The sequence below is a fragment of the Arcobacter roscoffensis genome, assembly GCF_024267655.1.
GTDB lineage: Bacteria > Campylobacterota > Campylobacteria > Campylobacterales > Arcobacteraceae > Arcobacter_B > Arcobacter_B roscoffensis.
Map to the genome: position 1 here is coordinate 472,243 of NZ_CP100595.1, position 14,171 is coordinate 486,413.

A 14,171-nucleotide genomic window follows, 5' to 3' on the forward strand; every position below is an offset into this window, starting at 1 on the left:
ATTTATGCTTTATAAATTTTTACCGCACATTTTTTAAAGTCCGTTTGTTTTGATTGAGGACAAGTATAATCAGCACAAACTTTGTTGATAAATACTTTTTCATCAAACCAAGGAACAAATACTAAACCTTTAGATGGTCTATTTCTACCTCTTGTTTCAACTCTAGCTTTAACTCTTCCTCTTCTTGACTCAACCCAACATAAACCACCTTGTTTAACACCATATTTCTTAGCATCTTCAGGATGCATATAACATAATGCCTCAGGTACTGCTCTGTATAGTTCAGGAACTCTCATAGTCATTGTTCCACTATGCCAGTGCTCTAGTACTCTACCCGTACTTAACCATACTGGATATTCACTATCTGGCATTTCAGGAGCATCCATATAAGGACGTGCAAAGATTTTTGCTTTATTTTTAAGTGGTGTTTTGTTTTTATCAGTAACACCTTTTAAATCACCCTTTGGTAATGCTTTTGCTAATTTTCCATAGAAAGCAAAATCACTATTTGGATTGGCTTTTTTTGCATAAGGGTCATATTTAGTATTAAATCTCCATTGTGTTTCTTTACCGTCAACAACTGGCCATTTAAGTCCTCTTACTCTATGGTATGTATCAAAGTCAGCTAAATCATGTGCATGACCTCTACCAAATTCTGCATACTCTTCAAATAAGTATTTTTGAATAAAGAACCCATAACCTTTCCATGGTTTACCATCTGAACCAATTACATTTCTTGAATCTCCAAAACCATCAGTATTATCATATCCTGCTTGAATTTCGTCATCTTGTGATAGTTTGTAAGATTTTGCTTTCTCATTTGCAAATAAGATGTCATACATAGTAGTATTCTCATCGTATCCCATTTTAGAAGCTTCAGCTCTTACATCTGCTAATTTTTTACCATTTCTAAGAGTATATTCACCCCATAAATCTTTTACTGTAAATCTTTTTGAAAGTTCAACCCATTGCCATGTATCAGACATAGAATCACCTACAGGCAATACTTGTTGTCTCCAATGTTGTGTTCTTCTTTCAGCATTTCCATAAGCTCCCCATTTTTCATAAATCATAGCAGATGGTAAAATAAGGTCAGAAACTTTTGCTGAGATACCTGGGTATCCATCAGAAGTTACAATAAAGTTATCCATTTTTCTTGCTGCTTTAATCCAGTGAGATGCACTTGCTGTATCTTGATAAGGGTTACATACATTTACCCATGCAAATTTAACAACACCATCTTCAATATCTCTATGAATTTTCATAATATGTTGATTTCCAACAGGATTTAATGTACCTTTTGGAATCTTCCATGAGTTTTCAGTGATTTTTCTATGTTTAGGATTTTTTACCATCATATCAGCTGGAAGTCTATGCGTAAATGTACCTACTTCTCTTGCAGTACCACAAGCAGATGGTTGACCTGTAAGTGAGAATGCACCAGAACCTGGTTTTGCTTGTTTATTTAATAAGAAGTGAACATTGTATGCTAAAGTATTTACCCACGTACCTCTTGTATGTTGGTTCATACCCATTGTCCAAAATGATACTACTTTTCTATTTTTTTCAATATATAAATCTGCTAATTCTTTGATTTTTTTCATAAACACTTCATCAGATTCATCAGGATCACCTTTTGAAACTTGTGTTGTATATTCAGCTGTATATGGTTCTAAGAATTTTTTGTATTCATCAAAAGAAATTTCCCAGTGTTTTAATCCAGCTGGTTTATTTACCATCTTATCCCCAGCTTTGTAACCATAAGGTTTAAGTGCAGGAGCTTCATCTTCTGAAACGATTTTTTCCATTTCTTTAGAAATAGTTTCCATTTCTTTATCTGTATATTTACCTTCTTTGATTGATTTTTCATCAGATCTTCTCATCCCATAACCCATATTAACAGGACTTGCTGCAAATACAATATGTTCTTTAACAAAGTCCCAATCAATTGCTTCAGGATGGTTATATACGATTTCTCTTGCAATATAGTTCCATAAAGCTAAGTCTGAATTAGGTTTGAAAATTATTTCAATATCAGCTATATCAGAAGTTCTATGTCTATATGTAGATAAGTTTACAATTTTTACTTTTTTAGGATCAGATAGTTTTCTATCCGTAACTCTTGACCATAAAATAGGGTGCATTTCTGCCATATTTGAACCCCATGTAACAACTGTATCAGTTAGTTCAATATCATCATAACATCCAGATGGCTCATCAATACCAAAAGTTTGATAAAAACCAACAACCGCAGAAGCCATACAATGTCTTGCATTTGGATCAATAGCATTTGATCTAAATCCAGCTTTCATCATTTTTTGTGCAGCATAACCTTCTTGAACTGTATATTGTCCAGAAGCAAATACACCTACACCTTCAGGACCTTTTTCTTTTAAAGCTTTTTTGATGTGAACTTCCATCTCATCAAATGCTCTTTCCCAAGAAATAGGAGCGAAATTTCCATCTTTATCAAACTCACCTTTAGCATTAACTCTTAATAAAGGTTGTTTTAATCTATCAGCACCATACATAATTTTGGCATTAAAGTATCCTTTAATACAATTAAGACCTCTATTTACAGGAGCTGCAGGATCCCCTTTTACTGCAACAATTTTACCGTTTTTAGTTGCAAGCATAATCCCACAACCAGTACCACAAAATCTACAAGCTGCTTTATCCCATCTCCAGCCACCTTGTGCTGCATCTGCTTTAGCCTGTAATTCCATTGGTACACTCATACCAACTGCTGCTGCTGCTGATGCTGCTGCAGAGCTTTTTAGGAAATCTCTTCTTGAAAGCGACATAACTTCTCCTTTGAATAATTAAGTTTTGTAGGATAATTGTAACAATAATGTAAGCTAAAGAAATTGACCCATGTCAATTAGATTAAGTTTTAATTAAGATAATAATTGTCCTATTTCCAAAACTTTTTTAAAAAATCAATAGCTACTTATGTATTTTTAAATATAATATTATCTTTATAAAAGGATTATTTTGGACTTTATTAATTTATCTTTATTAGCTGTATTTATTCCTACTTTTTTTGTTGTTTCTATTACTCCTGGAATGTGTATGACTTTAGCTCTTAGTATGGGAATGAGTATAGGCTTAAAAAATACACTTTATATGATGTATGGAGAACTTGTAGGAGTTGGTTTGGTTGCTACATCTTCTGTAATTGGTGTTGCAACTATTATGCTTAAATATCCAACAATATTTTTAATACTTAAGTATGGGGGAGGAGCATATTTATTTTATCTTGGTATTCAAATGTGGCTTTCACGTGGGAAAATGGCTATAAATCTTGATGAGTACAAGTATAGTATTTCAAAGAAAAACCTAATGATGCAAGGTTTTATAACAGCAATTGCAAATCCTAAAGGTTGGGCATTTTTTATAGCACTTCTTCCTCCTTTTATAGATCAAAGTTTACCTATGTTTTCACAATTAACAGTATTGATTTTTATGATATTACTTTTAGAGTTTTCATGTTTAATTATTTATGCAACAGGTGGAAAAACTTTACGTAAGCTATTGCAAAATAGTTCAAATGTAAGATTGATAAATAAGATAGCAGGAAGTATGATGATGGGAATAGGGGTATGGTTAGCCTTTGGCTAATTCCCCTAAAAAGTCTATTTTTTACCTTTAAATTCACTTTTATTTACATTTTCAACAACAGTACTAGCAATATCTTCTGTTAATTTAGAAATGCTATTTGCCTCTTCTGCTACTTGTGCATTTTCTTGTGTAAATCTATCTAGTTTATTTATTGTATCGCTAATATGAAGCATTACTTTTGTTTGTTCTTGTGCTGCATTTGCAACATCTGTAATAATATGATTTGTTTCATTTATTTTACTTTCTAATGACTCAAATCCATTAATCATATTAGAGCTAATCTCTTTTCCTTCTTTAGCTTGAATAGTAGCATCTTCAACTAATTGTTTAATTTGATTTGCTGCTTCTGCACTTCTTGAAGCTAGGTTTCTTACTTCTTGCGCAACTACTGCAAAACCTTTACCAGCTTCACCAGCTGTTGCTGCTTCAACAGCTGCATTTAGTGAAAGAATATTTGTTTGGAAGGCAATTTGGTCAATTACACTAATTGACTCATTAATTGTTTGAACTTTTTCATTTATTTCATCCATAGCATGAACTGTTTTATTTGCTAAATTTTTACCTGTTGATGAAGATTTTTTTGTTGTTGAAGATAATTCAAACATATTTTGAGCTTTGTTACTTGTTTGATTAATATTTTCAGTTACTTGCGTAATTGATGCAGCTACTTCTTCTAGTGATGCTGCTTGATTAGTTGCATTTGTACTTAAGGTATTTACATTTGATGATAATTGTGTTGAACTATTTTTTAATTTTAAACCATCATTTTGATTATCAACTAACATCTCAGTAATAATCTCATTCATATTAAAAATCTCTTTTCCAATTTTTCCAGTATGGCTTGTATTTAAAGATTCTGTAAAATCTCTTTTTGAGTATAGTTCTAGGACTCTACTTAGTTCATTTATATCTTTACCTACAAATGTCTCTAATTTATCAAGCATGTTATTGATTAAATCTTTTAATTCATTTAGAGAAGGATTATCACAAGTGTTTTCTATTCGATTATCTAAATGACCGTGACTAACTTTACTTACTACAGTTTTTACATTTTCAATTAATTCATGGTCTTGTGATAAATGAATTTGTATGTCTTCAATATTTTTATTAATAACATTAGCCATTTTACCTATTTCATCTGTAGTATTAATATCAATTTTCTTAGCAGTTTTATTTGTTCTATTTAAATATTTAAAAAAGTCAATTAATCCATCTTGGAATTTTTCTAAAGGATTTGATATTACTTTTGTAATAAGTAAAAAAATCATTATTGAAAGAATAAGAGTTAAAATAATAGTAGCAATAATAAATATTTTTTGCACTTCCTGAGATATTTTTAAAAATTCATCTTCATATGAACCAGCAACAATTACCCAATCCCATTTATCATATGTTGTAAAGGCTGCTATTTTAGTATTTACTGAGCCATTTTCATTATACTCATAATGAAGAACTCCATTTTTACTATTAATCATATTTTTTATAAATTCATTTCCATTGGCATCTTTTAGTGTAAATATGTTTTTACCTTCTAAAGATTTGTGAAGAATAAGATTACCTTTTTTATCAAGAATATAAATATATCCACTATCTCCAATAAGAACTTTTTTAAGCTCTTTTTTTAGAGTTGCTAAACCTTTTGTAAAATCATATCCTATAAATAAAGCACCTATAATTTCATCATTTTTTATTATTGGTGAGTAAACTGACATATAAGTTTTTCCTGCAAAAGATTCAAGACCAATAAACTTTTTCTTTTCATTTATATTTTTATAGGTTTTTGAATCTTTTTTAATAGTGTCAAGTAAAATTCTTTCGCCATTTTCATCTTTTAATGATGAGGTGATTCTCATATATTCATCACCATCTTTTACATATACAGCTGAAACAGCTCCTGTTAATTCCTCAAACCTATCAACAGGGTCAAAGTTTCTATTTAATCTTGCAAAACCATCAAAAAGTGCTAGAGTTTCAACACCATTTATTTTTACTCTTCTTTCACCTTTTTTTCTAAGATTTAAAAAAGATTTTTCAAATACATTAAAAAGTGTTAAAGAATTTTTTTCTAAAGTATCATTATAGATTTGTGTTGTTTGTAAGTAGTTGCCAACTTGTACTTGTAGGTTTTTTTCTAGGTCTTTAATTAGTTTAGTATTGATATTTTTTATCATAAAAACTGTAAATACTGTCATTAAAATAAGAATAGTTATTCCAATAAGAGTTGATATTTTTTTGTTTATAGTATTGTTTAACATAGAAGTACCTTTCTAACATTCTATATAATTAACGGCTAAACCGCCCATAGAAGTCTCTTTATATTTATTTTGCATATCTTTTCCTGTATCATACATGGTTTTGATAACAGAATCTAATGAAACATAATGTTTCCCATCTTCATTTATAGCCATTCGTGCAGCATTTACAGCTTTCATAGCTGCCATTGCGTTTCTCTCAATACAAGGAATTTGTACAAGTCCACCTATTGGATCACAAGTAAGTCCTAAATTATGTTCCATTGCAATTTCAGCTGCGTTTTCTACTTGCTTGATATTTGCACCTAAATATGAAGCCATACCAGCCGCAGCCATAGAACAAGCAACCCCAACTTCCCCTTGGCATCCCACATCAGCACCTGAAATAGAAGCATTTTTTTGATATAAAAGACCAATAGCTCCAGCAGTTAGTAAAAAATTAATTACTACTTCTTCTTCATTTTTGTGATTTAAAAAGTTTGTTATATAGTGCAATACAGCTGGAATGATTCCTGATGCACCATTTGTTGGAGCAGTTACTACTCTACTTCCACTGGCATTCTCTTCATTAACTGCGAGGGCATATAGATTTATCCAGTCTACTATTGCCAAAGGGTCATTAGGAACTTTCGCTTTTAATTTTTGATGAATATTAAAAGCACGTTTAGGTACTTTTAGACCACCTGGTAAAAAGCCTTCCCCTTTAAGTCCTTGTGAAACACAGCCTTTCATAACATTCCAAATTTCTAATAAATCTTTTTTTATATTCTCTTCGCTTTTATAGACTTTTTCATTTTCTAATATAAGTTGTGAAATACTTAGATTATTCTCTTTTGCTTTTTGTAATAACTCTTTTGCACTAGCAAAATCATAAGGAAGAGTTTTTTCATTTGATTTTTTAGAATCAATTTCATCTTCACTTATTACCTCTCCTCCACCAATTGAATAGTAAGTTTTACAAAATAGTTCAGTTTCATTTTTATAAATACTTAGTTTTATTGCATTTGGATGAAAATCTAGGGTTTTATTTGTGTATAAAATCAAATCATTTTCATATGAAAAATCAATCTTTTTTTCATCTAATAGCTTGATTTTTGATGAACTTTTGATTTCATCTATTTTTTGATTTATTGTATTTGTATCTACTGTTTTGGGTTCATTTCCCATTAGACCTAATAAAACAGCACTATTGCTATGATGACCAATTCCTGTAGCCCCAAGTGAGCCAAATAATTCTATTTTAATTCTGTCGAAATTTGAGAAGTGATTTTGCTTTTTTATTAAATCTACAAACCTTTTTGCAATAAGCATTGGTCCTACAGTATGAGAACTAGAAGGTCCAATACCTATTTTAAAAAGGTTAAAGATAGTCATTTTAGTGATCTAATATTTGTTGTAAGAATAGTTTTAATCTATCTGATTGAGGATTGTCAAAGAACTCATGTGGAGTATTTTCTTCTACGATTTGTCCTGCATCCATAAAGATAACTCTATCTGCTACTTTTTTTGCAAAGCCCATTTCATGAGTTACACAAACCATAGTAATTCCATCATTAGCAAGTTCAGTCATAACATCTAAAACTTCACCAATCATTTCAGGATCTAATGCTGCTGTTGGTTCATCAAATAACATAATATCTGGATTTGAACATAAACATCTAGCAATTGCAACTCTTTGTTGTTGTCCTCCTGATAATTGATTTGGATACTTATCAGCTTGGTCTGCAATTTTAACTCTCTCTAAATAGTGCATAGCTGTTTTAATAGCTTCTTTTCTTGGTTTTTTACCAACCCATGTTGGAGCTAGAATTAAGTTTTCTAAGATTGAAAGATGAGGAAAAAGGTTGAAGTGCTGAAAAACCATTCCAACATGAGTTCGCACTTCTCTAATTCTTTTTACATCTTCTGTTAATTCTAAACCATTAATAATAATTTGACCTTCTTGGAAAGCTTCAAGTCTATTCATACATCTAATAGTTGTAGATTTACCAGACCCTGAGGGTCCACAAATAACAACTCTTTCACCTTTTTTTACATTTAAATTAACATTTTTAAGTACGTGGAAATCCCCGTACCATTTATTAACTTCTTTTAGTTGTATCATATATTCTAATTCACTCATTTTGTAATCCTATCTTTTTATTATCTATGATTTGTATTAAATCTATTTTCAATTGATTTAGCATATTTAGACATACTAAAACAAATAACCCAATATATCATTGTTACGAAAACATAACCTTCTGTTTCAAATCCTAACCAGTTTGTATCACTATTTGTAAGTGTTACCATTGCAAGAACATCAAATAATCCAATAATCAAAATAAGAGTTGTATCTTTGAATAGTGAAATAAATGAACCAACAATATTTGGAATAGAAATTTTTAATGCTTGTGGTAAGATTACTAATCCCATCTTTTTCCAATAAGTTAAACCTAAAGCATCTGCTGCTTCATATTGTCCTTTTGGAATAGCTTGTAATCCACCTCTTATAACCTCTGCTATATATGCAGCTTGGAATAAAGTAATACCAATTAATGCTCTTAGTAATTTATCAAAATCCATTCCCTCAGGGAAGAATAAAGGTAAGATTACAGATGCCATAAATAAAATAGTAATTAAAGGAACCCCTCTAATAAACTCAATATATATAATAGATATTGTTCTAATAATTGGCATATCAGATTGTCTTCCTAGTGCAAAAATAATACCTATAGGAAAAGAAGCAATAATACCAACAGATGCAACAATAATAGTAAGTAGTAATCCACCCCATTTATCAGTTTCAACTACTTCTAAACCAAATCCACCTGCAACTAAAATATAAGTAATTACAGGGAAAGAAAGAATGATAAAAGCTTTAACTTTTATATTATCTATCATTTTAAATGCAATTACATAAACAACAAAAATAAATAAAGCTAAGTTAGGTCTCCAGTATAATTCTTCTGGATAGAAACCATAAATAAACTGATTGAATTTCTCAAAAATAAAAATCCATCTAGCACCATCTTTTGTAATCTCTTCTTTTGTACCACTCCATGTAGCATCAAAAATCATCCAATCTAATAAAGGAGGAACAATTAGATAAAGAAAATAAAATGATACTAATGTTAAAACTGTACTAAGAATAGAATTAAATAAATTCTCTTTTGCCCAGTGAATAATACCTTTTGTACTTGAAGGAGCAGGTCTTGCTTCTAGTTTTTCATAAATAGCCATTATCTCTCCTTTATTTGCATTTTTTTATTTGCATAGTTCATTAGTACTGAAATAAGAATACTTAACGTTAAATAAACTGCCATTGTCATTAAGATAATTTCAATTGCTTGTCCCACTTGATTTAGTGAAGTACCTGAGAAAATAGTTACTAACTCTGGATAACCAATAGCTGTAGCTAGTGATGAATTTTTTACTAAATTTAGATACTGATTAATTACAGGTGGAATAATAACTCTTAATGCTTGTGGTAAAACAACTTTTTTAAGAATAATATAGTCTTTTAATCCTAAAGCATGAGCAGCTTCTTTTTGTCCTTTTGGAACAGCTTCAATACCAGCTCTTACGGCTTCTGCTATATAAGTAGCAGTATAAATACTAAGTGCAAAAGCTAAGGCAAGTAGTTCTGGAATTAGTGTCCATCCACCTCTAAAGTTAAAACCTTTTAACTGTGCATACTCTAATGTAGCAGGTGTACCACTTAAAAAATAAACTAAAACAGGTGCACCTATTAAAATTGCTAGAGAAGTTCCAAATAAGGGAAACTCTTCTCCTGTTTCATCATGTCTTTTTTTGGCCCAATTTGATAGATAAATAACAGCAACAATAGCTAATACAAAAGCAATTATAACTGCAATAAAACCACTTTCTAAAATAGGCTTAGGAATATATAAACCACGATTATTAAAAAAAATAGAGTCAAAAAAAGAAATACTTTGTCTTGGACTTGGTAGGGCTGCTAAAACAACGTTATACCAAAAAAGAATTTGTAAAAGAATAGGGATATTTCTAAATGTCTCAACATATACCATTGATAGTTTTGAAACCATCCAGTTTTTTGAAAGTCTACCAATACCTACTAGTAAACCAATAAGAGTTGCGAAGATAATACCAATAGCAGAAACTAAAATTGTATTTAATAAACCAACTATAAATACTTTTCCATGGGTATCTGATTCATCATATGCAATTAATGATTGTAAAATTCCAAAACCAGCTTCACTGCCTAAGAAATCAAAACCTGTATTAATTCCACGTTTTTCTATATTTATAAACATATTATTTAAAACAAAATATGTAAATAAAAATATTGCTGCAAGTGCCATTACTTGATAAATAATTGCTCTGTTTTCAGGATTGTTATAAAATGCACTTGAAAGCATTGGGGGTTTATTTTTTTTATTCATTTTTTTACCTTATAAAAAAGGGGGATTAATCCCCCTTGATTTGATAGAATTTAATATTCTAAAGTATTAGATAAGATTATCTAATTGGTGCTCCATACTGTAAACCACCATCAGTCCAAAGTTTATTTAAACCTCTATCAATTTTAAGTGGAGAGTTAGCCCCAACATTTCTTTCAAATGATTCTCCATAATTTCCAACATTTTTAATAATGTTATATGCCCATTTTGCATCTAAACCTAAGTTTTCACCAGCTTTTCCTGATTCTCCTAAGATTCTTTTAATACCTGGATTTTTAGATTTTAACATTGAGTCTACATTTGCTTGAGTGATTCCAAACTCTTCTGCATTAAGCATTGCAATATGCGACCATTTTACGATATTAAACCATTTATCATCACCTTGTCTTACAACAGGTCCTAATGGCTCTTTTGAAATAATTTCAGGAAGTACTTTTACAGAATTTGGATCTTTTACTTTTAATACTAAACCATAAAGTTGTGAAGCATCAGAAGTTACAACATCACATCTTCCAGATTTAAATCCTTCAATAGTTTGACCAGATGTATCGTAAGTGATTGGTTTATAAGTCATTTTGTTAGCTTTAAAGTAGTCAGTTAAGTTAAGCTCAGTTGTAGTTCCTGCTTGAATACAAACTGTAGCACCATCTAACTCTTTTGCTGAATTTACACCAATATCCTTGTTGATTAAGAAACCTTGACCATCTTAGTAGTTTACACCAGCAAAGTTAAGACCTAAAGATGTATCTCTTGTATTAGTCCAAGTAGTTGATCTAGATAATAAATCGATTTCACCACTTTGTAATGCCGTAAATCTCTCTTTAGCAGTTAAAGCTACATACTTAACCTTTGATGGATCACCAAAAACAGCAGATGCAACAGCTTTACACATATCAACATCTAAACCTTTCCATTGTCCACTAGAATCAGTTGCAGAAAAACCAGCAATACCAGTAGATACACCACAATTTAAAACACCTTTTTTCTTAACAGAATCTAATGTATCTGCTGTAGAAACACTTGCTAATAAAGCTACCGATGCTATACTTAATGAAGCAGTTTTTAAAAATCTCATTTCTCATCCTTAAAGTTTATTTTGTAAATTCTAGATTTTGTAATTAATTGAATTTAACTTGTAATTCAGTATATTAGGTAAATATAGCATTTGGGTAGCAATTGTATATATAAAATAGACAATTTTGAAAGTTTTTGAAACTTTATTAAAATTAATAATAGACAAAAAAATTAAAAAGAAATAAAGTGTTTAATTAAAATAGGTAAATGAATAAAAAGTCCTATTTATTGGGCTTTTGTGATTTTGAAGAAAAAAAATGGCTTAATTAAACCATTTTAATTCATTTCTTAAGTTTACTACTTCACCTACTATTATGATTGCAGGACTTTGAGCTTCTTTTGATTTTGAAACAATGTTGCTTAATGTTCCAGTTGTTACTTTTTGGTCTTTAGTTGTACCATTTGAGATTATAGCACATGGATAATCTTCTTTTTTACCCACTTCTAAAAGTTTACCAACAATTAATTCAATATTATGTAATCCCATTAAAAATACAATAGTCTCATCTTCTATAAAACTATCCCAATTTATTTTGGCGATATTATCACTGCTTTTTCTATGACCTGTAACAACTCTAAAAGAAGGAGTAACTCCTCTATGTGTAATAGGTATACCAGCATAAGCAGGTACTGAAATAGCTGAGGTAACTCCTGGTATGATTTCAAACTTTATATCTCTTTGTTTTAAATATAAAGCTTCTTCTCCACCTCTACCAAATACAAAAGGATCTCCACCCTTTAGTCTTACAACATTTTCGTACTTTAAAGCACTTTGATAAATAAGTTCATTTATTTCATCTTGAGGAACTCTATGGTTTCCCTTTTCTTTTCCTACAAAAATAAGCTTTGCATCTTTTTTTGCTTCTTTTAATATTTCGATATTTGCTAATCTATCATATATTATTACATCAGCATTTTGTACAACTCTTAATGCTTTTATTGTCATAAGTTCTATATCTCCAGGACCTGCTCCTGTTAAATATACCTTCGCCATTTTATACCTTAATTAAATTTTTGAAAGTATACTAGATTATACCTTATAGTATTATAGTGTATTAAAATACTAGGGATTAGAATATGTGTTTTGCAAAACTCTATATTAATGAGTTTTGCAGTTGTTTATTAAAGAGTCCAATTGTTTTTTTAATTCTTGAAGTTTTTTTGATGAATTGATTAGTTCTTCTTGTGATTCAATAACCATATCTTCACTTTTGTTTAATTGCTGTGATGAGATATTTGTATTATTGTTAAGTTCATCAAGAATTTCATCAAATTCATTTGTGATTTCTTCAAGTTTTTTTGAAGCGCTACTTGAGTATTCAACGGCTGAATTCACTTTATTTATAAAACAGTTAATTGTATCTGTTGCTTCAACAATCTCTTTTTCTGCTTCAATCTTAATAGGAACTAAAGGTTCATTCCCTTCACTTTGAACAACTTTCTTTGAATACTCTAAGAACTTCTTAGCATTTACTTCCATTTTTTTTAATTGAGAGAAACTATATATGATTAGGAATATTATGATTAACGCAAAGACATATTGCATATATTGTATGTATTGAGATTTTCCTTCTGTATATGTTGTATACATTGATACAAGTTTATCAACTTCTTCCAAAAGATGATTGTTTGTTTTATAAATAGTATTAACAATACTTTTTAATTCTTTTTCATTATTTAAATCTCTTTTTAAAGATAACTCTTTAAATCTATTTATATTGTTATAAAAGTTATTCCATAAAATCTCAACTTTTGAAATTTGTGAAGCAATTTCATCTGTGGGAGCTTTAAAAATACCAATTAGCTTATTACCATCTTTTAATGAATTCAGATTATAAATAAACTCTAAAGTTGCACTATCTAATTCTGTAAAAGAATAGGCATTATTATGATATAAATAAAAAATATTTTTAGAAATCTTTTGCGTTAACATTCTTTCTTTACCCGCAATGTTAATTACTAAGGCATCTTTTTTATTTTTATCACTTAAGTAAACAGTAGTTGCAATAATTATAGTCATCAATATAATAAATAAAATACCTATGACTCTTATTTTTCTTCCGATTGTATTTTGGTTCATACTCCTACTCCTCTAAAAGTAGATGTTAATTCTTCTTTATTTATGATTTTCACTTTTCCGCTTTCTATTTCTATAGTTTCATTTCTAACTAGTCTTTTTAGTACTCTAGATAGAGTTTCAGGTTGAATATGTAACATGAATGAGACTTCTTGTCTTTTTAATTTATTAAACATTTCAAGGTCTTGGTTAAGCATAAAAGCAACTTTTGCAGTTGCGTCAAATACAAGTTCTCTATTTACAATACATTGTAACTGATGGGTTTTTTCTAAAAGAATTTCCATTAAATCCATAGTTAAAATATTTTTTGATAAAAAAAGTTCTTGAAACTTTTTAAAGTCAATTGATAAAATAGTTGAATCTTCTGTGAACTCTGCATTTGAAAAACAGTAAATTTCATCATTTCTTAATGAAATTAGTTCAGAAATCATTGAGTTCTCATAGATATGATATAAAAAAATATCATTGTCAAATTTATCAACTTTATATATTTTAATTAAACCTTTTACTAAAAAAAGTAAATTATTTAAAGAATCACTTTCATAGTATAAAATGGAGTCTTTTGGGTAGTTTATTACATTTGAAATAGATGACATTTCATCAATTTGTTCATCGCTTAAACTATTAAAAAAACTTATTTTTGAGATGGTTTCTTGTATTCTCAATTTGAACCTTTTAATTTGTTAGATTTAAGCTATTGTATATTATCCTACAAAAAAAATA

General features: G+C 29.5%; 12 protein-coding genes. 1 reads left to right on the top strand and 11 read right to left on the bottom strand.

The window, feature by feature from the left end:
• Window positions 1–2: 2 nt before the first annotated feature.
• The gene (gene napA / locus NJU99_RS02345) at window positions 3–2,804 is read right to left on the bottom strand and encodes a nitrate reductase catalytic subunit NapA (RefSeq protein WP_254577132.1); all 2,802 of its coding nucleotides are present in this window, start codon (window positions 2,802–2,804) and stop codon (window positions 3–5) included.
• Window positions 2,805–2,994: 190 nt separating this feature from the next.
• Between napA and NJU99_RS02350 the strand changes: the two genes are divergently transcribed.
• Complete coding sequence (locus tag NJU99_RS02350) at window positions 2,995–3,621, top strand: LysE family translocator (RefSeq protein ID WP_254577133.1); 627 nt, start codon at window positions 2,995–2,997, stop codon at window positions 3,619–3,621.
• 14 nt (window positions 3,622–3,635) lie between these two features.
• Here NJU99_RS02350 and NJU99_RS02355 read toward each other — a convergent pair whose 3' ends face one another.
• From NJU99_RS02355 to NJU99_RS02395, 10 genes are all read right to left on the bottom strand, one after another.
• Window positions 3,636–5,876 (bottom strand): methyl-accepting chemotaxis protein, encoded by a 2,241-nt coding sequence (locus NJU99_RS02355; protein WP_254577134.1) that lies wholly within the window; start codon window positions 5,874–5,876, stop codon window positions 3,636–3,638.
• A 12-nt stretch (window positions 5,877–5,888) separates the two neighbouring features.
• Complete coding sequence (locus tag NJU99_RS02360; RefSeq protein WP_254577135.1) at window positions 5,889–7,247, bottom strand: L-serine ammonia-lyase; 1,359 nt, start codon at window positions 7,245–7,247, stop codon at window positions 5,889–5,891.
• A 1-nt stretch (window position 7,248) separates the two neighbouring features.
• Entirely contained in the window at window positions 7,249–7,995 is a 747-nt protein-coding gene (locus tag NJU99_RS02365) for an amino acid ABC transporter ATP-binding protein (RefSeq protein WP_283256435.1), read from the bottom strand.
• A gap of 20 nt (window positions 7,996–8,015) precedes the next feature.
• Window positions 8,016–9,095 (bottom strand): amino acid ABC transporter permease, encoded by a 1,080-nt coding sequence (locus tag NJU99_RS02370; protein WP_254577136.1) that lies wholly within the window; start codon window positions 9,093–9,095, stop codon window positions 8,016–8,018.
• A complete protein-coding gene (locus NJU99_RS02375; protein ID WP_254577137.1) occupies window positions 9,095–10,279 on the bottom strand; it encodes an amino acid ABC transporter permease in 1,185 nt (394 codons plus the stop codon). The genes NJU99_RS02370 and NJU99_RS02375 overlap by 1 nt, the downstream gene beginning before the upstream one ends.
• A 76-nt stretch (window positions 10,280–10,355) precedes the next feature.
• Window positions 10,356–10,871, bottom strand: a complete 516-nt coding sequence (locus NJU99_RS14975; RefSeq protein WP_429726342.1) for a type 2 periplasmic-binding domain-containing protein — start codon at window positions 10,869–10,871, stop codon at window positions 10,356–10,358.
• Window positions 10,872–11,003: 132 nt separating this feature from the next.
• On the bottom strand, window positions 11,004–11,372 hold the full coding sequence (locus tag NJU99_RS14980; protein WP_429726343.1) for a transporter substrate-binding domain-containing protein: 369 nt from the start codon (window positions 11,370–11,372) through the stop codon (window positions 11,004–11,006).
• A gap of 261 nt (window positions 11,373–11,633) precedes the next feature.
• Complete coding sequence (cobA, locus tag NJU99_RS02385; protein WP_254577138.1) at window positions 11,634–12,365, bottom strand: uroporphyrinogen-III C-methyltransferase; 732 nt, start codon at window positions 12,363–12,365, stop codon at window positions 11,634–11,636.
• 105 nt (window positions 12,366–12,470) lie between these two features.
• Window positions 12,471–13,451, bottom strand: coding sequence for a type IV pili methyl-accepting chemotaxis transducer N-terminal domain-containing protein (locus NJU99_RS02390; protein ID WP_254577139.1), 981 nt, complete (start codon window positions 13,449–13,451; stop codon window positions 12,471–12,473).
• On the bottom strand, window positions 13,448–14,113 hold the full coding sequence (locus tag NJU99_RS02395) for a Crp/Fnr family transcriptional regulator (RefSeq protein WP_254577140.1): 666 nt from the start codon (window positions 14,111–14,113) through the stop codon (window positions 13,448–13,450). The genes NJU99_RS02390 and NJU99_RS02395 overlap by 4 nt, the downstream gene beginning before the upstream one ends.
• Window positions 14,114–14,171 lie beyond the last annotated feature (58 nt).

Excerpts from the sequence above, each read along its gene's own strand:
- napA (WP_254577132.1), bottom strand. The coding sequence starts at position 2,804 with ATGTCGCTTTCAAGAAGAGATTTCCTAAAAAGCTCTGCAGCAGCATCA.
- NJU99_RS14975 (WP_429726342.1), bottom strand. The coding sequence starts at position 10,871 with ATGACTTATAAACCAATCACTTACGATACATCTGGTCAAACTATTGAA.
- NJU99_RS02365 (WP_283256435.1), bottom strand. The coding sequence starts at position 7,995 with ATGAGTGAATTAGAATATATGATACAACTAAAAGAAGTTAATAAATGG.
- NJU99_RS14980 (WP_429726343.1), bottom strand. The coding sequence starts at position 11,372 with ATGAGATTTTTAAAAACTGCTTCATTAAGTATAGCATCGGTAGCTTTA.
- NJU99_RS02390 (WP_254577139.1), bottom strand. The coding sequence starts at position 13,451 with ATGAACCAAAATACAATCGGAAGAAAAATAAGAGTCATAGGTATTTTA.
- NJU99_RS02375 (WP_254577137.1), bottom strand. The coding sequence starts at position 10,279 with ATGAATAAAAAAAATAAACCCCCAATGCTTTCAAGTGCATTTTATAAC.
- NJU99_RS02370 (WP_254577136.1), bottom strand. The coding sequence starts at position 9,095 with ATGGCTATTTATGAAAAACTAGAAGCAAGACCTGCTCCTTCAAGTACA.
- NJU99_RS02360 (WP_254577135.1), bottom strand. The coding sequence starts at position 7,247 with ATGACTATCTTTAACCTTTTTAAAATAGGTATTGGACCTTCTAGTTCT.
- cobA (WP_254577138.1), bottom strand. The coding sequence starts at position 12,365 with ATGGCGAAGGTATATTTAACAGGAGCAGGTCCTGGAGATATAGAACTT.
- NJU99_RS02355 (WP_254577134.1), bottom strand. The coding sequence starts at position 5,876 with ATGTTAAACAATACTATAAACAAAAAAATATCAACTCTTATTGGAATA.